Source organism: Glaciihabitans sp. dw_435 (assembly GCF_018449675.1).
Lineage (GTDB): Bacteria > Actinomycetota > Actinomycetes > Actinomycetales > Microbacteriaceae > Glaciihabitans.
Map to the genome: position 1 here is coordinate 275,982 of NZ_JAAVUZ010000003.1, position 23,800 is coordinate 299,781.

A 23,800-nucleotide genomic window follows, 5' to 3' on the forward strand; every position below is an offset into this window, starting at 1 on the left:
CATTAGTCGTATCTCGCTTCTGCCCACCACGAACCCGGGCCGTGTGCTGCGCCGGACGCGGTGAGGTTCTCTTCCAGAACCAGCAGCCAGGCGGTGCCGCCGGCGTCGACCACCTGGAACCGGTGTGCACGGCGATGGGTGTCGGCGTCCCACCACCGCTCATCGATCGGCCACGGCCCCGCCCACGCCGTAATGGTGCGCATGTCGCGCCCGGTCGCGGACGCAGAGAATTGCGCGGGCGCCGACGACAGGGCACCGCGGTCGTCGACAGTGATCGCACCACCCGCCGCATCGAGCACGTGCACCGGATGCGGCACCGGGAACACCGTCGCGGGAGCCGGTGGAGGAAGCTGCCCGGGCCACGGTTGCTGTGGGGACCGGGTCAGCAGGGCACGGTCGCCCCACGCCACGGTGGTCTGCCGGTCGGCGAGGGTGCGCCCCCCGCTCACCACAGCGGTGAGCACCGCTCCGTGGCCGAGCATGCTCTGCACCCGGGAGAGCCCGTGGTGAATACGCTCGTCGTGCCCGGAGCCAAAGAGTCCGACCTCGTGATTACCGATGGCATCGACTCCTTCGGGGATGACCCGCACCCGGGTAATCCCCGAGCTCAGCCCCGCATCGACCACTCCGCTGCCCTGCAACTGCCAGCGCACCCGGTCGACAACGTCGGCCGCGGTGAACGACCGGGGATGCAACCAGCTGCGTTCCGAGAACTCACCGGCATCGGTGTCCAGCTCGATGCGCAGGGCAGTGCACACGAGCTGTGCGGCTACCAGCCCCTGGATGAAGCGGTCGGCGGATGACCGGAACCCAAAGGTCACCTGGTCGACCCGGTCGAGCGGTGGCTCGAAGGAAATTGCCACGTCGAGCTCCTCGGGCGGAACCCGGGCGATGACGGGACGGCTATCCAACCCGCTGGCCAGGGCGTGCAGGTGGGCACCGCCCTCCCCGAACCGGCCCCGCACGTCATCCGCGGCAAGAGCCGCGAAGTCGGCGAGGGTGGTGACGCCGAGGCGCCGCAGGAGTGTCACCAGATCGGGCTGATCCAGCAACGCGATTGACAGGGGTGCAAGGAATTCGGCGGAGGCGCCCTGCGGAACGATCCGCACCGGCGACCCGCCCGGACGGGAGTGCAGGGAACGGGCGGCCTGTTCGGCGGTGAAGGGACCGTCGGCGATTCCCACGCGTGCCCCGGTGACCCCCAGGTCGGCAAGGAGCGCAACCAGAGCAATACCGGCGGGCTTCTCGCCACCGTAAAAGCGGGCGGGACCCCGGACGCGGATGGCACACATTCCCGGACGGATGAGCTGCACACCCGGCATCAGCTCTTCGATGCCGGTCACCACGGTATCGAAGGTGCGGGAATCGACGACCGGATCGTAGGGGAGCACCACCAGCTCGGGACAGCGCGCCTGCGCCTCCCGCACCCGGAGGCCCCGCTTGACGCCCTCGGCACGGGCAGCAGGCGAACAGGCGAACACCATGCCCCGATCGATGAGCGCGATGGGGGACGAAAGAGACACCCGGGAGGTGCGCAGAGCCGCGGTGATCGGCCAATCGGGCGCCCACAACACCATGGTGCGAGTGATGGGAGCGGTGGAAGTCACTCCTCCATGTTCGAACATACGTTCGATTGTGTCAATTGCCCCCGACATTCCCGCGGCGTGTCGAAAACCAGCCGGGAGTGTCGGCACACCCGGAACCCGCTAGACGGCCGTGCGCAGTTGCCGCTCGGCCATCCGCTCGTCCACCGCGCTCGCGACCGCACCAAAGTGCTCCTGTCGATCGGGCAGCCACATACGGGCACTCCGGGGGCGACCGGTAACGCGATTGGTGACGGTGACTGTCACCTGCCGCTCGGTGAGGTGACCGCTGCCCTCGCCGATCCCTCCCCAGTCGCTCTGCGACAGGGTGAGCATGGCTTCGCTCTGCGGCCAGGGGCCGAGAACAATGAGGGTCGACCCGCGCTGGCGCAGCCGGGCGGCGAGGCGGGCAACGCTGGAATCGCTTGCGCGCTTGGGCGGACGGGTGACGACAACGCCCATGACATCGGCGATGGCCGCCGTTACGGCAAGCCACTGGTCGCCGGGATGAGGCACGAGGACGAGACGATCGAGATCGATGCCGAACCGCGAGGCCGCTTCGATTCCAAACTCGGGAACGCCAACAATGCCGCACCAGGAACCCGCCGCAGACGGTCCGGCCAGCAATGCCATCAGCAGTGTCGCCGACCGCTCGACGGAGTATGCGGCACCCTGCTGCAGCGCTCCGCCGGGGAGCAACGCGGCAAGGGCGGGGTGCGTGGGGAGCGCCCGGCTGTCGAGCGTGGTGGCCTGCATCGAACGGATGCGCGCCTGCAGCTCCCGCACCGTATCGGCCGCGGGATTAGCGGTCTCGAGGGTTGCGGCTGCCGGGGTCATCCCCTCATAATCGAACATATGTTCGATGCTGTCAATTGCCGCCGACATTCTCCCGGCGGGTCAGAAGTGCGGGCGGGTGAGCGCGGTCCTCCTAGCGGGGAGCGAGCAGAGCGACGCTCTTTTCCCACAACTGCCAGGCGAGGTCGGCGTTCGACGCCTGCTTGTTTGCCCGGATCTGCTTGCGCTTCTCGTAGTACCCGCCGCGCACCCATTCGGCGCCGGGAGCAGTAGTTGCAAGCCACACGAGGGTGTCGGCACCCTTGGCGGGCGTCAGCAGGAAGCGACTGACCAGCGGGACCTCATACATAAAACGCATGAGACTGGATGACCCTGCGCCGAAGCTGGTCGCGACGACGCCGGGGTGGAACGCGGCCGTCGAAATGCCGCGCGCACCGGCCCGACGGTTCAGTTCCTTGGTGAAGAGGATGTTTGCGAGCTTGGCGTCGCCGTATGCCTTATTGGGGGAGTAGGCGCGCTCGTTCTGGAGGTCGTTGATGTCGATCTTGCCGAAGATCTTGTTGGCCGCACTGGACGTGTTGATCACACTTGCGCTGCTCTGACTGAGGCGGTCCATGAGCAGGTTCGTCAGGAGGAACGGCGCGAGATAGTTCACCTGGAACGTCTTCTCGAAACCGTCGACCGTGATGTCGCGATCGCCCATGATTCCACCGGCATTGTTCGCCAGCACGTCGATGCGCGGGTAGCGCTCCAGCAGGGCCGCGGCGAGGGTACGCACCTCGTCCAGGCGGGAGAAGTCCGTGATGAAGAAATCCGCTCCGAGTTCGGCGGCGATGGCCGCGGTCTTCTCGGGGGAGCGTCCAACGAGAACGACCCTGTCTCCGGCATTGCTGATGTCCCGTGCCGCAGCAGCACCGATCCCATCGCTCGCGCCGGTAATAATGATCGTTCTCTGAGTCATTTCTGCACCGTATCACCCGGTGCTGGCCGTCGGCGAAACGACGCCGGCCGCCGGGAGGCAATACTCTCGTAGTCATGGCACCAACGCTCTCCGATCAACTGGCTGGCCGCGTGCGAACCACGCTTCGACGGGCCGATCACCCCAGCAGCGGAGCGGGAAGTGCCGCGGAATGGCGGGCACGTCGTGACCGGTGGATCGACGCTCTCGATCCGAGGGAGGTGCCGCAGTTCAGCGAGGAGGAGATTCGTTCCCTCATCGATTTCCTCGCCGAGTCCGGGCCGAGCTCCCCATCGCGAATGACGCCACGCGAGTGGCACAACGCCATCGATGCCCTGACACCGGAACTGCTCTTCGCCACACAATCCCAGTAGTTATTTGGGTGAAGAACCCCCGAACGGGGCGTGTCGGATCGGTGACCGAAGGCGTACGCTCGGGGCACGCGCTGGCAATGATGACAGCCGACACCTCTTCAGTGGAGAAGATCTTCCATGAACTTCGGCATCACCAAATTCAGCACCGCTCTCATCGAGAGCTTCGTCATTCTGCTCATCGTCGGCGGAGTGGCCTTTGTCGCATCCAACGCCGTTCCCGCGCTGACCGCCATCTTCTGGCTGGCAGCGACCATGGTGTGGTTGTTGACCCTCGGCCCGGTCCGCGGCTCGAGCCCGGAACATCCCGCCGAGGAATCTCCCGCGGTCATCGGCCGCCGGCACTCGACCCACAGCCTGTAGCCCGCCAGGCCGGGCGAAGCTAGCGGATACCGCGCTTCTTCTTGGCCTTTTCCGCGCGGCGCACGTGCGGCGCAGGACGGACGATACCGCTGCGGATCGCCGCGGCAGTGTTTTTCGCCGCGGGCTTCTTCTTCGGGTCCTTCTTCTGCTCCTTGTTCTGAGCGGACGAACCCGACGTCTCCTTCTGAGCGCGGGCCGGGGCATCCACTGTCCCGGACGCCCGTGAACTGGCGACGGTACGACCGCGAACAATGCCGACGAACTCTTCCATCGGCGCCGTGAGGTCGTCTTCGATCCAGGCGATGGCGATCTCGGTGGTGGGTGCGTCCGTCACGGGACGCGCGACGACGTCCTTGCGGGTGTGCAGGCGGGCCACCGATTGCGGGAGAAGAAGCACACCGACGCCGGCGGCGACCAGTTCCACGGCATCCGGAACCGACTCGGGGTCGCGGGCAATGGACTCGTCGGCAAGATCGGCGAGGGTGAGGCTGTCGAACGCGGCGATCGGATGATCCTTGGGAGCGACAACCACGGTCGTCTCTTCGTAGAGGGGAATGACGCTCAGTCCCTTACGGACAACGGGGAGCCGCACGAAACTCAGGTCGGCGATGCCGTCCCACAGCACGGACACGGCGTCGTCCTCGGTGCCCGGGGCGAAGCGCAGGGCGACGGTGGGGTGACGCTTCTCCCACGCGAGGGTCCACTTTCCGACCGTGACGCCCGGGACGAAGGCGATCGCCAGCGACGAGGGGGCCGCTTCCGCCTCGGCAACGGCCTCGACACGCAGCCGCTCTTCGGCAATACCGGCGCGGGCATCGGCCAGGAGGGCGCGGCCTGCGTCCGTCAACTGCGTCGTGTCCGCCGACCGGTCGAACAGCTCAACGCCGAGCTCCGCCTCGAGCTGCTTGACCGACTTGCTGAGCGCCTGGCGCGAGATGTTCAACGTCTTGGCAGCACGGCTGAAGTGCAATTCTTCTGCGACCTGGGCGAAATGCTTCAGCAACGTGACGTCCACGGTTATCCCTCCACTGAGGACCGCGCGAGCCACGGTCACAGCCACAGGCTACGCTGTCACCATGAGCCAGGAACGTTCGCCGCAGACCATGAAGCCGGCGACCGCCGCACAAAAACTCGGGATTTACCTCCCCGCAGCACCAGAAGAGTTCCAGAATGCGGATGTCACGCGGGAGCAGTTGAACGAACTTCTCGCCACTCCTCCCGAGTGGTTGGTGCAGTTGCGCCTCACCGGCCCGCACCCCCGCCAGATCGTGTCGAGCAAGCTCGGCGTGTCCACCTCGGGCCTCGCGCGCGGGGGAGTCGTCGATCCGCTGACCACCGCAGAGATTCAGGAACTGCTTGCCGCACCGCCCGAGTGGCTGGTCCGCGAGCGGGCAACACAGGCAGCCGTGCGGGAAGAGCAGAAGCGCATTCGCGCCCGCAACGCCGAGCGAGAAGAACTGCGCGAGCGCGAAGCAAAGTAGCGCCCCGCCCGTATACACCCGGATTTCGCACTACGCAAGTACGCGAAATCGGCAGTGGACCGGGCTTAACTGTTGCTATCGCAGGCCGACAGCATGCGAAGCCGGACATCCCGAGACTGCCGAAGTGACCATCGGCTTTCACTGGGTCGCCTCGACATCACAGCTGTCGACCCGCGATTTTTTCGTTACGGGGTGGGCATTCCTCCGTTGACGTTGAGCGTCTCGCCCACCACATAGCTCGACTCCGCCGAGGCGAGGAACACATAGGCGGGAGCCAGCTCGGCGGGCTGACCGGCGCGACCGAGCGGCGTCATCTGGCCGAACTCATCCAGTGCGTCCTGCGGCTGTCCATCCGACACCTGCAGTGCGGTCCAGATCGGGCCGGGCGCGACAGCGTTGACGCGGATTCCACGCTCGGCAAGCTGCTGCGAGAGCGCCTTCGTAAACGTGTTGATGCTCGCCTTCGTCGTCGCGTAGTCCACGAGGATGGCGGATGGCGCGTACGCCTGAATCGACGTCGTGTTGATGATCGACGAGCCGGCGCCCAGGTGCGGGAGTGCCGCCTTGGTCAGCCAGAACATCGCGTAGACGTTGGTCTTCAGCGTCTGGTCGAACTGCTCGTCCGTGAGGTCTTCGAGCTTCTCCACGTAGATCTGCTTGCCGGCGTTGTTGACGATGATGTCCAGACCGCCCAGCTTGTCCACGGCGTCGGCGACAACCGCCCGGCAGGCCTCTGCGGTCGTCAGGTCGGCGGGAAGGGCGACGGCGGTGCGGCCTGCCTCCTCAATGAGAGCGACGATGCGGCGGGCATCGGGTTCCTCTTCGGGAAGGTAGGACACCGCGACATCCGCCCCCTCGCGAGCGAAGGCGATGGCGACGGCCGCTCCGATGCCGGAGTCCCCACCGGTGATCAGCGCGCGGCGACCGGTGAGGCGCCCCGTTCCGCGGTAGGTGGACTCACCCAGATCGGGCGTCGGGGTCAGCTCGGTCTCGAGGCCGGGCTCCGACTGGTGCTGCTGTGACGGAATGTCTTTCGAGTAACGGGTGACGGGGTTATCAAAGGTGTATTGATCGGTCATGCATCCAGTCTGCGTGGCCACGTGTGGACCCCGTTGAGGCTTGACATCGTGGGCCAGTTACGAATAATCCGACTTCTCGTAGAGCGACAAAAGGTCGCGAACAAGCTGGTGAGGGGATGTTTCGCAGGGGCTGTGCCCAGTGCGGTAGACGGCTATCGTCGCGCCGATGTCCCGCGCGAACGCGCTGTGCAGGTCAAGCGGCCAGAGGTCGTGTTCACCCACGGCGACCAGTTTCGGCACGCTGCTGGAGGCGAGCGGGGCTCGCAGCTCGGGCGCGTGCATCATGAGGCCCATGATGTCCGTGACGCTCGCGCGCCGCGTGAAGCGGAACCGCTCGTGGACGAGCACGGTTCGTCCGTGCGGCGCGCCGTTGAGGTTGCGGGTAACACCCCACACCATCAACGCGGCGCCCACTTTTCCGGTGGCGAGATTGCTCAGTTTGCCGATGCGCTTGATGCCGCGGAACCCCTGTCCCGACTGCGGCGGGGCACTGAGCAGGGCGATGCTGGCGAACAGGTCGGGACGTGCGACCAGTGCAAGCTGCGCGACCGTCGCGGCGAAGGAGTAGCCGAGCACATGGGCGGGGGTCGTGCCGGATTCGAGCACGGCGATCATGTCGTCAACAAAGAGGTCATGGTCGTAGCTCTGGCGGGGAGGCCGGAGATTCTCCGGTCCTGCGTCGGCCGATTGGTACTGGCCTGCGAGGTCGTAGCTCTCCACGCGGTATCCGGCGCGCACGAGCAGCGGGAACATCAGGATGAAGTCCTCTTTGGAGCCCGTTACTCCCGGCACGAGAAGAACCCGGGGCGCGGTGGGATCTCCGGCGGCGATCCCGGCGAGCTGCCCGCTCGGGGCAGTGAAGGTGACAGGGAAGCATCCCTCCGGCAGGATCGTCCAGTCGATGTCGGGAAGAGCGTCATCGAGCTGCGCGGCATTGTCGTAGAGACCACTGCCGAACTCGTCCGGGCTGTCGGCCGTCGCTTCGTGTGCATCGGGATGTGTCACTCCACCAACCTTAGCCAGCGAGAGCGCCCGACATGGGCTATCCCTGCAGTTGGCGAACGCGCGTCACCGAACGCACAAACGCCTGCAGCTTGCGGTACACGGCCTGGGACTCGGGATACCTCGAATCCTGCTGCCAGGTGTGCCGGGCGTTGCGCACGCTCCTGCCGTAGATCAGGGTTTCGACGCGAACTCCGTGGCGCTGCAACGCCCTGATGAAGTTGAGGTTTGCCCGGTAAAAGTAGTCCTGCTCCGAGGTGGTCACGAGCACCGGCGGGAAGGACGGGTCGAGCCACTCGATCGGGGAGAGAAAGCGCGCCGCGGTCGTCAGCACCGTTCCGACGCCGCGGTTGGGCAGAAGTATCTTCACGAATCCGAGGCCGAGAACGAACCCGCGTTCGAACACCACAGAGAAGTCCACGGCGCTGCAGTGTTGCACCACGCCACAGACGCCGGGAGCGGGGATAGGCGCGAGGCGATAGTGCTGGCGCAGTTCCGGATGACTCAGGCTGGCAGCCAACAGTGCGGAGATCTGACCACCGGCGGAGTCACCGCCGAGCACGATACGCGATGCATCCCCGCCAAATTCCGCGGCGTGCTCGACCACCCACCGCAGCGCGGCGTTTGCGTCCGCCAGCATGTGGCCCATCTGGAAGCGGGTTGCCATGCGGTAATTGACGTTGACGACGACCATCCCGGACGCCGCCTGGCTCGCGCAGTACTTCGTCAGCGGCGCCTTGTCGCCAGAGGTCCAGCCACCCCCGTGGAAGTAGACGTAGATCGGCAGAGCACCGCCGGGATGTGACTGCGGGGAGGGCACGAGGACATCCAGTCGATGCGCACGAATCCCGTCGCCCACATAGTCGATATCGAGGGTGTACTCGACATCATCGACCGGCTCGGCGTTGAAGCGTTTCGCCTCTCCCGGAGCCAAGCGCGACATCAGCGCGCGCCATACCCAGACGGGAACGCGGGAGGGAGCCAGTGTCGGAAACGGCATGCACGCACCGTACGACCCGAAGCATTGGATCTACTGAATGTGGGTGACCGTGGCAGTATTTTCGGCAGCGTACTGTTAAGTCAACATGGCATCCATCTCGGTAGTAATCCCGGCCCTCAACGATGCCGACTTTCTCGCGGTATGTCTTGCGGCGCTGGCAGACCAGACCCGTCCCGCCGATGAGATCATCGTGGTCGACAACGGCAGCACCGACACCACCGCGGCCGTCGCTCTCGCCGCGGGCGCCACGGTGCTGACGCAGCCGCTGCGGGGGATCTTCCCGGCGACTGCGATGGGCTTCGACGGGGCATCCGGCGACATCATTGCGCGGCTCGACGCCGACTCGGTTCCGCCAATCGACTGGCTGGAGCGCGTCGAGCTGGCCCTGACCGATGTGGACGTCCTCGCGAACGGTCCCGCAGCGATCACCGGCCCGGGAATCTTCTACGGTTCTGGGCCCCTGATCCGCTGGTTGGGTCGCTACCTCTACATCGGCGGATTCTTCTGGTCGATGACGATCTTGCTCGGACACCCTCCGGTGTTCGGATCCAACTTCGCCATGCACCGCGAGGTGTGGCAGCGGGTGCGCGGGACGGTGCACAGCAACGTGCGCGAGGTGCATGATGACCTCGATCTGAGTATCCACATGGGCGCCGACGCCACGGTGATTTATGACCCACGCCTACTCGTCGGGGTGTCCGCGCGACCGTTCGAGACGCTTCCTGGAATCTCCCGCCGCATCCACTGGGCGTTCAGCACCCTCTCTGAACGGCCGGGAGGGCGCCCTGCGCCGGGGACGGCGCGCGGGCAAGGGGCTTTCGCGATAACCTTCGGTCGCGTAATCGTGGAAGAAACCGCCAAGCCACCAAGGGATACCCATGGCCGTCACCTCTATGACCGAGACCGAGCGTAAGTACGACGTCGACGAGTCGACCGTCGTTCCCGATCTGTCGGAACTCGGCACCGTTGCCACCCGCCCCACCGTTACCCTTCGGGCGACGTACTACGACACGGCGGACGCCGACCTCGGGGCACGGCTGTACACGTTCCGTCGTCGCACCGGTGGCGGGGACGAAGGGTGGCACCTGAAGACCCCATCCATCGGCGGTCGCACCGAGTTTCATTCCCCCCTCGGCGAGCACGAAGACGAGGCGCCGCCGTCCGACCTTCTCGACCTCATCCGGTCGATCATCCGGCGCCGCGAGCTCGTCCCGGTCGCCCTCCTCACCACTGAGCGGACGACAGTGCACGTGCTCGACGATGGCGGCCGCGCGGTTGTCGAAGTGGCCGATGACCTCGTCTCCGCAACGGATGTGCACACGGGCATCCTGCGAATCTGGCGCGAGTGGGAAGTGGAACTGCTGGAGGCCGCGCCCACGGGCGCAGGTGACCGCGCGGCCCTCCTGGATGCCGTCGAAGGCGTTCTTCTCGCCGCCGGTGCCGCACCGGCAACCAGCGCGTCCAAGCTCGCCCGGGCGCTCGGCCGGGACTCGCTTGCCCCGCCCCGCACCGACACCGAGGTCGATCGCTCGAGCACCGCGCTCCAGACGGTGTCGGCGATCCTCTCCGGTCTCGTGGACGACCTGGTGGTGGCCGATCCGCGCGTTCGCACCGACGAATCCAACTCCGTCCACCACATGCGCACAGTAGCGCGACGGATCCGTGGCGTCCTTGCCTCCGCTCGAACGGTGCTGGACAGGGAGGTGACGGACGAGATCCGCGACCGCCTGCGACAGCTCGGCGCCGTGCTTGGTGCCGCGCGCCACGTCGAGGTTCGCCGCGAGCGTGCGCTGGATTTGCTCGGCGACAGGTTCGAGAGCACCGGTCGTCACCGGGATGCCCTTCCGCTCGATCAGCGACGGAGTGGTGCGGATGCGGATGACCCGCTGCTGCCGAATGCCGACCTGCGCCGTCGCCTCGTGGACGACACCCAGGGCGAGTACGGCTCCCGTCGCATCGATGTGCTCGCCTACCTCAACAGCGACGAGTATCTGACCCTGCTGGACGATCTCGAGACACTGGTCGCCCGACCACCGGTTCTCGAGGGAGCGCTTCTGCCCGCGCGGGATGAATTCCGAGCGGAGATCCACGACCAGGGTCGGCGCACCCGTCGCCGGCTCAAGACCGTGGACGCGGATGACCCGACCGCCCTGCACTCGTCCCGCAAGGCCGCGCGCCGGCTGCGCTACATCTCCGAGGCCGTCACCCGGCCTCCCGCCGCGATCCTGGGGAAGAAGACCCGCGCGATCGGGTCTGCTGCCAAGGCCGTACAGGATGCGATCGGCGAACACCGAGACGCGCTCCTCTTTCTCGACTACCTCGGCACGACTACCCACGAGGCACACGAAGCGGGCGAGAACACCGCCGGATACGGTGTCCTCGCCGAACTCGAACGACGCAATGCCGCGGCGGCCTACGGCCGACTGGGTGTTGCCCTCGACGCGCTCCGGAAGTCCCTGCGCGCCTGACCGACCGGCGACTACGTCGTTGGCACGCGAACGTCGTGCAGCGTCGTCGCGCCCGGGCAGGGAACTGCCAGCAGGTCGCCCACGCGCACGTCGGACGGCAGGGTTACGTCCCGCGCCTCGCTGTCAGCACCGCTCACGCCGAGCGTGACCGGCACGTCATGTGCCGTCGACGCGCGACCGATCAGGCGGATCTCGCCCCATACCGGGTGACACCTGCGCAGCTCGCCATCCACCGCCATCGTGAGTCCGCCCATGTCCGATCTACCCACGGCGACGACACGCACCACGACCACCGATGCAAGCTCGGTGTCGGACGGGCGCCCATGGGTTCCGGCGATCACGGCCGCCGCTGTGTGGACACACGGTGTGGAACACCAATCCACCAGGCGAAGCATTGATACCCCGGCCACCGTGACGTCGGTGGTGCTCACTACGGTGAATTCAGGCCAGCGATCCCGGTTCATCGGATCCGGCAGACTGCGGCGAAGGGAGGGCAGGATGTGGGTGAGGGTCATCGAGTCACACTCGACTGTTCAGGTTGATTCACACAGCATGTCTACGCCGGCACCAGGGCGGATTCGTGGCCCCTAACGGATCGCTCACGCCGAACGAACGCAGTCTTACGCGTTACTCATCCCACCGCGTATCCGGCGCGGGCGCTGCGACGCCGGGCACAGTTGCGCGGTTAGCCGCGGGCCTGCACAGACCGGGCGAAGGCACCGAATGCGGTATCGGCGAGGGCCCGCATGTGGGGCTCGGCCGCGTCAAAATCTGCCTCGATGCGGGAGCGGATGTCGGGGCTGAGGTCGCTCTCCATCTCGGGCACCGCCAGCCACTCGTTGAGCATGCGGCGATCGGTCTCCAGGTGGAACTGCGTAGTGAAGACGGCATCACCGATCCGGAAGGACTGGTTGGGTGTCTGCGGGGTGCTGGCGAGGATCGTCGCGCCCGCGGGAGCTTCGACCACGTCGCCGTGCCAGTTCAGGACTGGCTGAAGGGTTCCGCGGGGACCATACACCGGGTCATCCGCTACAACCTCAATGGTGCCGATGCCGAACTCGGCCGCGACGCCCGAGTGCAGTGTGGCGCCGAGGGCTGTCGCAATGATCTGGTGTCCGAGGCAGATACCGAGCAGCGGGACGCCCGCGTCCACGGCGCGGCGGACGAGATCGGCTTCCACCGCGAGGCCGGCGTGAATATCGAAGTCGAGTGCGCCCATGGGGCCGCCGAGGATGGCGATGCCGCCCAGCTCCTCCAGCGGAGGAAGTACCGCCGAGGAGATTGCCGACACGATGTTGTCCAGGCGCCATGGCACGTCGTTCTCGCTGAGGATGTCGCCCAGCAGGGCGGGACGTTCGTACGGCACGTGCTGCAAAATGAGGGTGGGGCGGGTCATGAACAATATTCTGGCGGATGCAACGGGTGGCCGTGTTGCCGCGGTGCTGCTGTGCTGTCGTCATGACTGTGAAACTCAACCCGAAGGCTCTCGCGCACGCCCGCTCGCTGATCCGGGAGGGCAAGGACACCCACGACTCCCGCGACGACTGGAGCGAGCACGCCCCGTCGGCGGACGACGAGAATTCGTTCATCGAGAAGCACGGCTTCGGCGACTACGCGCTGTGGCACCTCGGGATTGACGAGGAGAAGTCCGAGGAGACAAAGGGGCGCTATAGCTTTCCGTACGGCGACTTCGCACGGGTTCACCGCTGCGCCATCATCGCGATCGAATCGCGCGCCGCGCAAAACAATCACGGTGACATTCGCGACGCGGTCGGAGCGCTGCTCGACCAGATCGACGAGGACTAATCGCGCGGGGTCTCGGCGACCGGGCGCTACAGCACGCGAAACGCGGATTCTCCGCGAGGCGTGCTGTCCGTGACATCCACCGTCTTCACTGCCGCGGTGGGAGGACCGGATGCCAGCCACTGCAGCATCTCGGAGACGGAGGCCTCATCGCCCTCGACCTCCACCTCGACCGAGCCGTCGAAGAGGTTGCGGGCGTATCCCGTGAGACCGAGATCTGCCGCGCGCTGGGCGGTGCTGTACCGGAAGCCGACTCCCTGGACGCGTCCGGTGATGACTGCTCGTCTGCGGATCATGGATCCAGCTTGCCGCAGCGGGCAGTGAAATGAGAAAGGGCCGCACGCAATTGCTGCGTGCGGCCCGAAACAGCCGGGTGCGGCTGCCTGTTTCCGAATTACGAGAGCGCCTTGTAGCTGTACTCCACGAGGAACCGGTCGATGGTGATGGACGAACCAACTCCCAGGATCGCGGATACTGCCGGGATTCCGAGATCGGGGTCGCGGGGGTCAAACATCGTCCAGCCGAGGCGGGTGTTTCCCTTCTTCAGGGCAGCAAGTGCGAGGTCGTCGCTGTCCCCAGAGATGGTCCACATGTTCAGCGATGCACCACGGGTGAACTTGTCGACGTCCATGGTCACGCGGACGGACGGCAGGGTGAAGGCCGCGCTTTCGACGATCGCCTTGGGCAGCGGGACATAGCCACCAAGAATGGTGCCCAACTGCAACAGGTTGGCCGTCGTGTCGGCCGAGCAGACGACGTTGCCCGAGAACGAGCAGTGGGTCTTGTCGTCGAAGCTAAAGGCTTCGGTGACTACCGCGTTCGCGTCGACCCACTTGGACCAGACCTTGGCGACGAGCTTCTGCTTGGACACGACGATGACGGCGCTGCGGACGAAGGACTTTCCGGTCGTACCCTTGGCCGCGACGGTGACGATGTACTTGCCGGGCACGATCTTGCCGCCGACGAGTCCGCTCCACCCGATGGTGCGGGGCGAGGAACTGGTCAGGGGCCAGGTGGCAACCGTCTTCTTGGTCTGCGTCGAGATGACGACGTCACCGGTGATCGCGATCTTGGCGCCCTTCTCGGTGGAGGGGGTCACCACGACGGTCGCGGTGTCGCGGTAGCCGTCGCGCGACGGGAAGACCGAGGTGGACGCCTTCAGCGTCAGCCCGGTCAGCGCGGTCACGGGCGGCACCGGCACTGAGGTGGAGGTGGGCTCGGGAGTGGGGGTCGGAGTCGGGTCGACCGAGTTCGTCGGCGCGGGCACAACTGGCGGCGCTGTAGTTACGGCGGGGTCGGGAACGACGGTCGGGTCGCTCGTCACTGCCGGGTCGGGGACCGTGGTCGGCGCGGTCGTGACGGCGGGATCCGGAGCGACGGTGGGCGCGGGGGAGGCAGTCGGGTCCGGAGTGAGCGTCGGCTCAACGGTCGGCACCGGCGCAGTGGTGGGTTCCGTCGAGGGGATCGGCGCCGGGGACTCTGTCGGGTCGGCGGTGACCGTCGGGTCACTGCTCGGGACCGCGGAGGTGGGATCCACCGGGACAACGGGCGACGCGAACGCGGGGGTGGCGAGGCCACCCACGAGAAGGGCCGCGACCGTGGCGACGGTGAGGAACGGGGCGAGCTTTCGCGCGCGAGGGTTCGTGGACAAGCGGGGACTCCTTGGGATCAGGGGCAGAAATGATGCGACGGGGATCCCGAGGTGGTCGATAGCCGTGGCCGCTTTCGCAGACTACGTCACAACTGTCGTTAAAAACTCATGTGTGGAGTAACGGTCTGATCACGCCCACAACCCCTGTTAGGCCAGGCGGCGCTGCACTTCGGCGAGAGAGGGGTTTGTTGCCGTGCTGCCGTCGGGGAAGATCAGGGTCGGCACCGTCTGGTTGCCACCGTTGACCCGCGCGACGAGCTCCGCGGTGCCCTCGACCTCTTCGATATTGACCTCGGTGTACGGAACGCCGGCGCGATCCAGCTGACCCTTCAGATTCCGGCAATAGCCGCACCAACTGGTGCTGAACATCACAACGGATCCAGCTTCTGGCGTGTAGGTCGACGAGTTCACACCAGTACTGACCCCGAAACACCGTGATTTATTCCCCGTGCCGCGCCGCTGGCCCGCGTGAAGGTTCCTCTTACGGTGATCCAGTATTCTTCATCTCACTTGTCCATGACGAAAGCGACCGGATGCCCGACAGTCCTGCCCCGGCCTCGCCGTACGACGTGCTCGGTGTGAGTCCCACCTCCACAATGGACGAACTCCGCCGCGCCTATCGCAAGCGCCTGCGCGAGACCCACCCCGATACGGGCGGTCTCGCCGTCGAGTTCCACGCCGTGCAGCTGGCATGGCAGCGGGTCGGGACCCCCGAAGATCGCGCGAGCTACGACAACCAGCGCACACCATTCGAGAAGTTCCGCACGAGCTATGCCTCGCCGGAGGCCGGAGCTCCGTCCGCCGCCGCCGCGGGCTCTTCGGCGCCGGGGGCGTCGGCCGGGGGAACGTTCCCGACCGGAACCCGGGCGGCGGGAGCCACCGGGAGCGCGACCGGTGCACCGCGCGAGGAAGCCCGCTCCGGGTCATCCGCCCCGCCTCCTCCCACCGGGTCGGCGCGTTTTCCCGAGCCCGAGCCCGCGCCGCACGTCAACCGCACGGGTCCGGCGCCGGCGCGCGCCTACGGACATCCGGGTGGGTGGTATCGCGAACAGTACTTCCTGCTCATGCGTGAGTGGATGGGACGCGGGTCCCCCCTCGACAACCCGTTCGATGGGGCGATGGTGCGCGCGGCGCCGCGGGAGATCCGCCACCTGCTTGCCGACGCCGTCGCCGAGGAGGAGACCGCGAAGGCGCTGTCGACGCTCGGGATCACCTATACGCTCTGGCACGATGTCGCGACGGATGTCTCGGAGCCGGGTCCCGAGAAAAAGCTTGACCACATCGTGCTGGGTCCATCCGGTCTCTTCGCCCTGCTGTCCGAGGACTGGGGACGTCCCGTCGAGATCCGCAAGGGTGAACTCACCGGCGTCGGACTCGGCGTGGGGGAGCGTCCCGTGCACTCGCTGACCCGTCGCGCGCGGTGGATCTCCCGTGCCTCCAAGGTCGACTTCGGGGCGTATCTGATGGTGATCGAGGATGAGGCATATCCCGAACCGGTCACACTGATCGGCAAGTCCCGGGGCATCCCGATTCTTCTTGTGCGCCGCTCTGCACTGCTCGACCTCATTCGCACGGGAGTCAGCGAGAAGGCGCAGTTGACCGCCACGAGAATCTTCGACTACCGCGAGCGGCTGCAGAAGACCATCCGCTTCGTCTGACGCGTGCGAAACCCCCGGCAGCCGTGTGGCCACCGGGGGTTTCGGAGTGCAATCAGTGCCTGGCGCTAGTGCTGGGCCGCCCGGCGACGACGCGCGATCACGAGGACCGCACCGGCGAGCAGCACCGTCAGCGCGATTCCGAGCGGTACGGCGACCGCGACTCCGGTCGAGGCGAGGTCGCCTGATCCCGCGGCGTCGTCGTCAGCACCGGTTCCGGTTTCGTCGGTGCCGTCGCCAGCCGCCGCGACGGTGATGTCAGCAAAGACGGAACCCGACTCGGCCATGCGCAGCTCGATGCGGTGGGCACCGGCCGTTGTGCCGTCCGGGATCGTGACGACTGAGTCGACGGTTCCTGCGGCGTCCGCGAGGGCGCTGTCGAGCAACAGGGGAGTCGAGTGCAGCCAGATCTCGCCCGTCTCGCCGGGAGCGAACCCTGTCGCGTGCATGCTCACGGTGGAACCGGCCTCGACGGTGTCGGTCGACAGGGCGATGACGGGCGCTGCCGGGTCATCCGTCGCGACCGGAGTCGGCGTCTCGGTCGGCACGCTCGTGGGCGGTGGCGTGGGCTCGTTCGTCGCAGCTCCCGTCGCGGCGAGCGAGTAGGAGACGCTCACCGGGTTCGGCTTCTTCGTCGGGTCGAGGGTCGATCCGCTCGAGTACCACCAGGCGCGGATGCCGGAGTCGAGGTAGTCGATGTACTCGGCGGGGAAGGAGTCCGGCATCGTGCGACCGTCGTTCGGCAGGGTGTACGCCCGGCCCGTGTAGTCGGGCGTCCAGGTCAGTGTGCGCACGCCGTCGACGTCCTGTGCGGCGCCCTTGCCGAAGGTCGCAACAACGACCCGCGTGTAACCCGCGCTCGTGGAGGTGGAGCTCAGTCCCCATGAAACATCGAAGCTCAGGGTGCCAGCACCGGCGGCGGAGACCGTCAGGTACGGGTTACCGAAGGTCATCTGCACGTCGGGAGCCAGTCCCGGGTACGGACGCAGGCGGAAGCCGTCGGCCCACGAGACCTGGGTCTCGCCGGTGGCCGGATCCGTCCAGCCCGTGCCGTTGGCGAAGACGAACTGCTTCGTCGCATCGAGCGTGACGGCGCCGAACAGGTCGCGCGTCCACTCCTTCGCGTAGTTGGATACCGACCAGCGCAGGGTGGTGGCGGATGTCGCGACAGCGCCGGCCGGAGCTGCGGCGACGGCCTTCGTGGCAGGTCCCACCCACGGTGTGGTCGGGGGAACCTCAGGCTCGGTCACCGTCTGTCCCGGGGCGACCGGAAGCGTCGTGGGAGCGGCAATCGCACCGGTGCGGTCGATGTAGCTGATGCGCGCGGTGTTGTAGGGGTGGCTGACGAAGACGCGCGTGCCCGAGTCATCCGCTGTCACGGCCCAGACGTTCGCGTTGGCGGTGCCGGTTCCGCTGGTGACGCCCGCCGCGGAAAAGTCGATCGTGGTGCTGACAGTCCAGGTGGCGGGGCTCACGACCGAGAGCGTGATGGAGAATCCGTTGCCCGCGTAGATCTCGTGGGTGACGGGGTTTACCGACAGCTCGCGCGTGGTGCTTCCCAATTCGATCGGGGTACCCACGTGCAGCATGGTGGCGGTGTCGAGCACCATGAGCTTGGTGTTGACCCAGGTGTCGGCGAGCTTCGGGGCGACGCCCACGTAGAGGTGACCGAGGCTTTCGTCCACGGCGAGGTTCGTCGGGCGACCGCTCGAGGCGACGCCATCGACCTTGAAGGTCGTGATCGGGGTGGCGATGCTCGACATCCACGAGTTGGTCACGGTGTTGTACCCGGTGATGACGCCGGCGCGGCCCTCCGCGATCCACAGCATGCGGTTCTTCGAGTCGTAGACCGTGTCCTTGATGAGCGGGTAGGTCTCCGTGGTGATGCTCACCTCGGCGGAAACGGTGCCGGCAGCGGGATCGATGGTGGTGATGCCGGCGTCGGTGACGTAGAGCTCACCGGTGTCGGTGTCGAGGTTCATGCGACCGGCAAGCGTCGGAGCGCCCTCGATGACCTTCTTCACCGCGTTGGTCTGGGTGTTGATCACCGTGAGATCACCGGAGCGGTAGCCGAGCACGTAGAGCTCGTGAGCCGCGGAACTCACCGCGAGCAGTGCGGGCTCGGAGTCGGCCAGCTCGATGGTAGTGGGGGAGACTTCGCCGGTCTCGGTGTTCATCCAGCCGATGGCGCCGGTCTTCGACGAGCCGCGGTCGAACGGGAAGTACAGCCGGTTGGCGGCACCGTCGAGGGCCTGGCTGCGGACGAGCGCGCCCGCGGGCGTCGTGCCGCCGATCGCATAGGCGGGCGAGTCCGCCGCGTACGTCGGGGCTGCGGCAAGCAGTCCTGCTGCGATGACCGCGGTGACCGACGCCGTGGCGACGATACGCGGGATGAAACGTGATTTCACTGGTTCTCCGGGGGATGGATGAGCCGCGTCCGGGCGCGCAAAAAGCACCGCCGGGCGGTTGGATGCACCGGTCCACGCCGCGTGTATGACAGGTGGCGCGGGCGCCGGTCATTGGGGGACTCACAGGAGCAGGTGAGGTTAGCCTAACCTTAATTGAGGAGAAGTCCAAGCTTGGGGTGCTAGCGGTGTCCCCGGAGCGCGAGTTCGCAGATGCGCTGGCACAGGGCGGGGAAATCCACGCCCACGGCGGCCGCCGACTGGGGGAGTAGGCTCGTGGCGGTCATGCCCGGCAGGGTGTTGACCTCGATGAGCCACAGCTGCCCCGAGTCATCCAGTCGAAAGTCCGACCTGCTGTAGGAATCGAGCTTGAGGGTGCGATGGGCGGCGACCGCGATCCGGCGGGCCTCCTCGGCCACCTCGCTCGGCAGATCGGCCGGAAAAACCTCATGCACGGTACCCGGGAGGTACTTGTCCTCGTAGGAGAAGGGCTCATCGCCTCCGAGCAGGATCTCCCCGACGGCCAAAGCGCCGCCATCGAGAACACCGACGGTGATTTCCCGTCCGGCGATGTACCGCTCGACAATGACCTCGCCGTACTGTCCGGCGACGGCGTAGGCGGCGGCGAGATCCGCGCTATTGCGCACGAGGGTCAGTCCCACCGTCGACCCCTGGGAGGCCGGCTTCACGATCACCGGAATGCCGAGGTGGGTCTCCACGGTCTCGGCATCGGGGGATCCCATGATCCAGTGCGGGGTGGGAATGCCCGCCACGCGAAACAGCCTCTTGGAGATGTCCTTGTCCATGGCGAGAGCACTGCCGAGCGGACCAGACCCGGTGTACGGAATGCCGGCGATCTCGAGGAGGGATTGCACCCGTCCGTTTTCACCCCGCCCGCCGTGCAGGGCCATGAACACGACGTCAAAATCGACGAGGCTCGCCGACAGGTCCATGATGCGGGACGTGCCGCGGATCGTCACCAGCTCGAGCTCGGTGGGCGGCGCAATGCTCACGCTCGCGCCCAGGATGCGTTCTTCGCGATCTGCAAGCACAACACCGCGGGCCGCATCGACCAGCACGACGTCGTGGCCGAGGGACCGCAACGCGGGCGTCACCTGGGCGGCACTTGCGATGGAGACATCCCGCTCTTCGGACTCCCCACCAAATAGCACAGCAATTCGCATGTGGCCAGCGTAGGAGGTTTTGCGTGAGTGGCGCTCACAATGATTTCGGACACGCCGACCCCAGACCCTACGCTGGAGGGGTGCCCTCGTACCGCGTGATGATGACCGTCGGCGCCATGCGTCCGGGAGTGTCTCCAGCCGTGGTCCTCCCCGCCGCTGCTGCTGCCGCCGCGGAATTCACCATCGTCGAGGCGTCAGACGTCGCGGTAGTGGCCGGCGCGGCCCGTCTGACGGTGCGATTCATGGCGGATGACCCGGAGCTGGCGCTTCAGATCGGCGAACACGTCACCTCCGTCACCGCCTCACTCGCGCGGGTCGACACCTGGGCGGTCACCGAGCGTGTGCAGGGCCGATGGATCAGGGTCTGAGGGTGGGTTCGACGTCCGGGTCGGCATCGGCGCCCGGGTCATCCACCACCCTGGCGTCTTCGTAGTTTTCGGGCAGCGCTGACTCGTCGCCCAACCCGTCGTCGGTCTGAACGGCCGGTACTTCATCAAAGCTGGGTGTCGATGCGGGTGTTGTGTCGCTCATGGGGTGCCCTCCTGAAGAACAGTGCTCGAGACTCGGTCGCGAACGGGGCCGTTCGCGCTCGTCCCACTCAACGACGGCCACCGCCGCCCGGCAAGGGCTGGCCGGGGCCGGGGAGCCGACGTACGCTATCGCCGGCTGCCCGCACCCGAACTCCGCGCATCTGAACTCGGCGCAGCTCAGACGTCGGTGGGCGACCAGTGCAGTCCGAGCACCCGGAGCACCCAGGCGTACTCGAAGGCCTTCTTGCGCCACGCCTCGTAGCGACCGCTGACGCCGCCGTGCCCGGCACTCATCTCGGTGCGCAGGAGCACTGGAGCGCCCACTTCCCGCAGACGCGCGACCCACTTCGCCGGCTCGACGTACAGCACGCGAGTGTCGTTGATGCTGGTCACCGCCAGGATCTGCGGATACGCAACCTCGGCCACGTTCTCGTAGGGCGAGTACGACTTCATCAGCGCGTACACCTCGGGGTCGTGCAGCGGGTCACCCCACTCGTCCCACTCGATGACCGTCAGCGGCAGCGACGGATCGAGAATGCTCGTCAGCGGGTCGACGAACGGCACCGCGGCGAGAATCCCCGCGAACGTATCGGGCGCGAGGTTGGCAACGGCGCCCATCAGCAGTCCGCCGGCGCTGCCGCCCTCGGCGACGAGACGCTCGGGGGTGGTCCAGCCCTCGTCAATCAGGTGACGTGCGACGGCAACGAAGTCGGTGAAGGTGTTCTTCTTGGTGAGTGTCTTGCCGTTCTCGTACCAGGCCCGGCCGAGCTCCCCGCCTCCGCGCACGTGAGCGACGGCGAAGACGACCCCGCGATCGAGCAGGCTGATGCGCGCGATGGAGAACCCAGGATCGATGCTGTGCTCGTACGACCCGTAGCCATAGAGCAGCGTCGGCGCGACCTCTCCGGGCACGACGAGATCGTGGCGGTAGACGAGCGAGATCGGGATGCGGGTGCCGTCCTCGGCCGTTGCCCACTCGCGGCGCTGCGACAGCAGAGCCGGGTCGTAGTGACCGAGCACCGGCTGCTGCTTGAGAAGCGTCAGGGACGCGGATGCCACGGAGTAGTCGAACACGGTCGACGGGGTCACGAAGCTTCCGTAGTACATGCGCACGGTCGGCTGCGTCCACTCGGGGTTACCGCCGGCGCCCACGGAGAACAGCTCCTCCTCGAAGTGGACCTCCTCGAACACGGGTTCCGCCGAGCCGTCCACCTTCGCTACCGCCACCCGCGAGAGCGCGTCGCGGCGATACGCCAGCACCAGGTGGTTCGCGAACGCGTCGACGCTCTCGATGCGCGTGCCGGGGTTGTGCGGCACGAGCACGCGGGGGTCGGACGTGGGGTCGTCGGCCGGGACATCCGCTATCTCAAAATCGATCGCGTTGTAGTTGTGAACGATGAGCAGACGGTCCTCGCCGCCGAGAACCGCGTGCTCGATCGAGTACTCGATGCCATCGCGACGCGGCCAGACCACGCGGAATTCCTGGGTCGGTGTTGCGGCGTCGAGAATCCACGCCTCGCTCGTGACGCTGGAACCGGCCTCGATGACGAGGTACCGGCGGCTGCGGGTGAGTCCGATTCCGGTCCAGAACGCCTCATCGGGTTCGTGGAAGACCGTCACGTCGTCCGTCGAGGGGGTGCCGATCTCGTGGCGCCAGACGGTGTCGGGTCGCCACGAGTCATCCACCGTTGTGTAAAAAGCGAACTGGCCCGTGGCATCGAACAGTGCGCCACCCGAGGTGTTGGATACCTCATCGGCGAGGTCCTCTCCCGTCGCGATGTCGCGGATGCGCAGGGTGTAGCGCTCGTCCCCGATGGTGTCGACGGCGTACAGCAGCTGGGTGCCGTCGCCGTTGATGTCGAAGCTGCCCAGGGAGAAGAACTCCGTGCCCTCCGCTTCGACGTTGTCATCGAGCACGATCTCTTCGCCTGGAAGGGCTGCCCCGGCGTCTCCGAGGACCGGCGGCGTCCAGTCATCCGCTCCGGAAATCGGCACGCGGCAGTGAATGGCGTACTGCTGGCCCTCGACGGTGCGGGAATAGTACCACCACTCGCCCTGGCGCACGGGCACCGACAGATCGGTCTCGAGGGTGTGTCCCTTGATCTCTTCGAACAGCTGCTCGCGCAGGAGCTCGAGATCGTCGGTCTGCTGATCGGTGTAGGCGTTTTCCGCCTCGAGATGGGCGACGACCGCCGGACTCTCCTTCTCGCGAAGCCACTCGTAGTTGTCGATGACAACATCTCCGTGGTGGGTTCGTGTGCTGGGGATTTGTGCGGCGACCGGGGGTAGCAGAGTCATGCGTTCAGGGTATCGCCGGGGCATCACCGGTCGCTGTGCTGGGGACGAATGCCGCTCGTGGCGTAACCCTCGGGGACCGCATAGAATTCTCGTAGGAAGCTGACCTGCCCAGACCCCGCAGTTCGCGCCACCTGGTCAGGAGGCCGCTGTGGGAGTAAATCTGTTTACTGCCTCGATGCGCCCGTTTGCCAGTTTCTGGGTGCGATACCGGGCACCATCGTGGCGACGGATTCCGCAGCCGCTGGACAGCCCGCACGCCACCGCACCGGGCCCGGATCCGCTGCGCGTGCTTCTCATCGGGTACGGCGTTGCCATGGGGTACGGCGTGCTCACCCACGACCTCTCGCTCGCCGGCCACATCGCGCGGCAGCTGTCGTCGGAGACTGGGCGGGGCGTGCAGATCGACATCCTCACCGACCCCGACATGACGGCCCAGGGAGCGCTGCGCCTCGTGGAGCGGGTGCGGCTGAGTGACTTCGACGCGCTCGTGCTCGCGATCGGCCTGAACGAGGCACACCGACTGTCGTCCCTCCGGGCTTGGCGCAAGAAACTGACGGCGCTGCTCGACTACGTGGACCGCAAGAAACCGAAGGGGTTCGTCACGATCCTGATCTCGGTTCCGCCCATGCAGGCGATCACCGCCTTTCCGGAAGTTCTGTCGCAGCTGGCCAACCGTCACGCGCTCGCGCTCAACGAGGCATCCCATGCGGTCGCTGCCCTTCACTGTGGCGTCGTCTACGCGCCCATCTCGCGAACCATCGAGGAACGTTCTGATCGCAGTACGCCTCGGCACCGCAACAGCTACTGGACCCGGCACACTTACTCGCACTGGGCGAACATGATCGTCTCTGCAGTGCACCAGAGGTCGGTGACCTTCCCGTCGCGGGTTCCCAGAGTCGCGCCCGGTACGACAGGGTCGGTGGAAGTGGATGCCTCTGCGCCCGCCTCACCGGACGCAGACGTCACCTGACGGCCGCTCCGCCCGGACGCCACGCACCTGACGGCCGCCCCGCCCGAACGCCGCGCATTTCTCGGCTGCCACCCGTTCGCTGATTCGCTCATTCGATCATCCATAGCGTCCTCACACCCACTTCGCGGTGTTCGTGGACCGCGGTCATGGCCTGCTGCTACGGAGCGAACCGATCCTTGAGACATGGCATCGCGCACCGAGCAG

At 66.6% G+C, this 23,800-nt stretch carries 25 protein-coding genes; 9 read left to right on the plus strand and 16 right to left on the minus strand.

Annotated features, from left to right (window positions below):
* Positions 1-2: 2 nt before the first annotated feature.
* The 3 genes from HB677_RS06160 to HB677_RS06170 all read right to left on the minus strand — a co-directional run bounded on the left by HB677_RS06160 (position 3) and on the right by HB677_RS06170 (position 3,339).
* Positions 3-1,607 carry a DNA polymerase Y family protein gene (locus HB677_RS06160; protein WP_307852497.1) on the minus strand — a complete coding sequence of 535 codons (1,605 nt, stop codon included), beginning with the start codon at positions 1,605-1,607 and terminating at the stop codon, positions 3-5.
* A 99-nt stretch (positions 1,608-1,706) separates the two neighbouring features.
* Complete coding sequence (locus HB677_RS06165) at positions 1,707-2,420, minus strand: hypothetical protein (RefSeq protein WP_213814800.1); 714 nt, start codon at positions 2,418-2,420, stop codon at positions 1,707-1,709.
* Between the two features lie 91 nt (positions 2,421-2,511).
* Positions 2,512-3,339, minus strand: a complete 828-nt coding sequence (locus HB677_RS06170) for an SDR family NAD(P)-dependent oxidoreductase (RefSeq protein WP_213814801.1) — start codon at positions 3,337-3,339, stop codon at positions 2,512-2,514.
* A gap of 74 nt (positions 3,340-3,413) precedes the next feature.
* On the opposite strand from HB677_RS06170, the gene HB677_RS06175 reads away from it, so the two are divergent.
* Both HB677_RS06175 and HB677_RS06180 read left to right on the plus strand, forming a co-directional pair.
* A complete protein-coding gene (locus tag HB677_RS06175) occupies positions 3,414-3,710 on the plus strand; it encodes a hypothetical protein (protein ID WP_213814802.1) in 297 nt (98 codons plus the stop codon).
* 117 nt (positions 3,711-3,827) lie between these two features.
* A complete protein-coding gene (locus HB677_RS06180; protein WP_213814803.1) occupies positions 3,828-4,070 on the plus strand; it encodes a hypothetical protein in 243 nt (80 codons plus the stop codon).
* Between the two features lie 19 nt (positions 4,071-4,089).
* Here HB677_RS06180 and HB677_RS06185 read toward each other — a convergent pair whose 3' ends face one another.
* Positions 4,090-5,124, minus strand: coding sequence for a LysR family transcriptional regulator (locus HB677_RS06185; RefSeq protein ID WP_213814804.1), 1,035 nt, complete (start codon positions 5,122-5,124; stop codon positions 4,090-4,092).
* 22 nt (positions 5,125-5,146) lie between these two features.
* Here HB677_RS06185 and HB677_RS06190 point away from each other — a divergent pair, with 22 nt between their 5' ends.
* Entirely contained in the window at positions 5,147-5,551 is a 405-nt protein-coding gene (locus HB677_RS06190) for a DUF5997 family protein (protein WP_213814805.1), read from the plus strand.
* A 185-nt stretch (positions 5,552-5,736) separates the two neighbouring features.
* Here HB677_RS06190 and HB677_RS06195 read toward each other — a convergent pair whose 3' ends face one another.
* From HB677_RS06195 to HB677_RS06205, 3 genes are read right to left on the minus strand one after another with little or no spacing between them, the layout of a single operon-like run.
* Positions 5,737-6,630, minus strand: coding sequence for an SDR family oxidoreductase (locus HB677_RS06195; RefSeq protein WP_213814806.1), 894 nt, complete (start codon positions 6,628-6,630; stop codon positions 5,737-5,739).
* A 57-nt stretch (positions 6,631-6,687) separates the two neighbouring features.
* Positions 6,688-7,635 (minus strand): alpha/beta fold hydrolase, encoded by a 948-nt coding sequence (locus HB677_RS06200; protein ID WP_213814807.1) that lies wholly within the window; start codon positions 7,633-7,635, stop codon positions 6,688-6,690.
* 37 nt (positions 7,636-7,672) lie between these two features.
* Positions 7,673-8,632, minus strand: a complete 960-nt coding sequence (locus tag HB677_RS06205) for an alpha/beta hydrolase (protein WP_255546272.1) — start codon at positions 8,630-8,632, stop codon at positions 7,673-7,675.
* A gap of 85 nt (positions 8,633-8,717) precedes the next feature.
* Here HB677_RS06205 and HB677_RS06210 point away from each other — a divergent pair, with 85 nt between their 5' ends.
* Both HB677_RS06210 and HB677_RS06215 read left to right on the plus strand, forming a co-directional pair.
* A complete protein-coding gene (locus HB677_RS06210; RefSeq protein ID WP_213814808.1) occupies positions 8,718-9,545 on the plus strand; it encodes a glycosyltransferase family A protein in 828 nt (275 codons plus the stop codon).
* Positions 9,511-11,100 carry a CYTH and CHAD domain-containing protein gene (locus HB677_RS06215; protein WP_213814809.1) on the plus strand — a complete coding sequence of 530 codons (1,590 nt, stop codon included), beginning with the start codon at positions 9,511-9,513 and terminating at the stop codon, positions 11,098-11,100. The genes HB677_RS06210 and HB677_RS06215 overlap by 35 nt, the downstream gene beginning before the upstream one ends.
* 11 nt (positions 11,101-11,111) lie before the next feature.
* Here the strand turns inward: HB677_RS06215 and HB677_RS06220 are convergent, their stop codons facing one another.
* Both HB677_RS06220 and HB677_RS06225 read right to left on the minus strand, forming a co-directional pair.
* Positions 11,112-11,615, minus strand: coding sequence for a hypothetical protein (locus HB677_RS06220; protein ID WP_213814810.1), 504 nt, complete (start codon positions 11,613-11,615; stop codon positions 11,112-11,114).
* Positions 11,616-11,785: 170 nt separating this feature from the next.
* Entirely contained in the window at positions 11,786-12,496 is a 711-nt protein-coding gene (locus tag HB677_RS06225; RefSeq protein WP_213814811.1) for a type 1 glutamine amidotransferase, read from the minus strand.
* 62 nt (positions 12,497-12,558) lie between these two features.
* Here HB677_RS06225 and HB677_RS06230 point away from each other — a divergent pair, with 62 nt between their 5' ends.
* A complete protein-coding gene (locus tag HB677_RS06230; protein ID WP_213814812.1) occupies positions 12,559-12,906 on the plus strand; it encodes a hypothetical protein in 348 nt (115 codons plus the stop codon).
* 26 nt (positions 12,907-12,932) lie between these two features.
* On the opposite strand, the gene yccX is transcribed toward HB677_RS06230, so the two are convergent.
* The 3 genes from yccX to HB677_RS06245 all read right to left on the minus strand — a co-directional run bounded on the left by yccX (position 12,933) and on the right by HB677_RS06245 (position 14,923).
* On the minus strand, positions 12,933-13,199 hold the full coding sequence (gene yccX / locus HB677_RS06235) for an acylphosphatase (RefSeq protein ID WP_213814813.1): 267 nt from the start codon (positions 13,197-13,199) through the stop codon (positions 12,933-12,935).
* A 98-nt stretch (positions 13,200-13,297) separates the two neighbouring features.
* Complete coding sequence (locus HB677_RS06240) at positions 13,298-14,554, minus strand: hypothetical protein (RefSeq protein WP_213814814.1); 1,257 nt, start codon at positions 14,552-14,554, stop codon at positions 13,298-13,300.
* A 147-nt stretch (positions 14,555-14,701) separates the two neighbouring features.
* The gene (locus HB677_RS06245) at positions 14,702-14,923 is read right to left on the minus strand and encodes a mycoredoxin (protein WP_213814940.1); all 222 of its coding nucleotides are present in this window, start codon (positions 14,921-14,923) and stop codon (positions 14,702-14,704) included.
* Positions 14,924-15,087: 164 nt separating this feature from the next.
* Here HB677_RS06245 and HB677_RS06250 point away from each other — a divergent pair, with 164 nt between their 5' ends.
* Positions 15,088-16,212 carry a DnaJ domain-containing protein gene (locus HB677_RS06250; RefSeq protein ID WP_213814815.1) on the plus strand — a complete coding sequence of 375 codons (1,125 nt, stop codon included), beginning with the start codon at positions 15,088-15,090 and terminating at the stop codon, positions 16,210-16,212.
* 65 nt (positions 16,213-16,277) lie between these two features.
* On the opposite strand, the gene HB677_RS06255 is transcribed toward HB677_RS06250, so the two are convergent.
* Together HB677_RS06255 and HB677_RS06260 are read right to left on the minus strand one after the other, a co-directional pair.
* On the minus strand, positions 16,278-18,617 hold the full coding sequence (locus tag HB677_RS06255; protein ID WP_213814816.1) for an HtaA domain-containing protein: 2,340 nt from the start codon (positions 18,615-18,617) through the stop codon (positions 16,278-16,280).
* A gap of 179 nt (positions 18,618-18,796) precedes the next feature.
* A complete protein-coding gene (locus HB677_RS06260; RefSeq protein ID WP_213814817.1) occupies positions 18,797-19,798 on the minus strand; it encodes a D-alanine--D-alanine ligase in 1,002 nt (333 codons plus the stop codon).
* 80 nt (positions 19,799-19,878) lie between these two features.
* Between HB677_RS06260 and HB677_RS06265 the strand changes: the two genes are divergently transcribed.
* Positions 19,879-20,166, plus strand: a complete 288-nt coding sequence (locus tag HB677_RS06265) for a hypothetical protein (RefSeq protein ID WP_213814818.1) — start codon at positions 19,879-19,881, stop codon at positions 20,164-20,166.
* Here HB677_RS06265 and HB677_RS06270 read toward each other — a convergent pair.
* Positions 20,156-20,329, minus strand: coding sequence for a hypothetical protein (locus HB677_RS06270; protein ID WP_213814819.1), 174 nt, complete (start codon positions 20,327-20,329; stop codon positions 20,156-20,158). The genes HB677_RS06265 and HB677_RS06270 overlap by 11 nt on opposite strands.
* Before the next feature lie 176 nt (positions 20,330-20,505).
* Positions 20,506-22,626 (minus strand): S9 family peptidase, encoded by a 2,121-nt coding sequence (locus tag HB677_RS06275; RefSeq protein WP_213814820.1) that lies wholly within the window; start codon positions 22,624-22,626, stop codon positions 20,506-20,508.
* Positions 22,627-22,801: 175 nt separating this feature from the next.
* Here HB677_RS06275 and HB677_RS06280 point away from each other — a divergent pair, with 175 nt between their 5' ends.
* Positions 22,802-23,596: an SGNH/GDSL hydrolase family protein gene (locus HB677_RS06280; RefSeq protein ID WP_213814821.1), complete on the plus strand. Its 795-nt coding sequence runs from the start codon at positions 22,802-22,804 to the stop codon at positions 23,594-23,596.
* Positions 23,597-23,800: the final 204 nt, after the last annotated feature.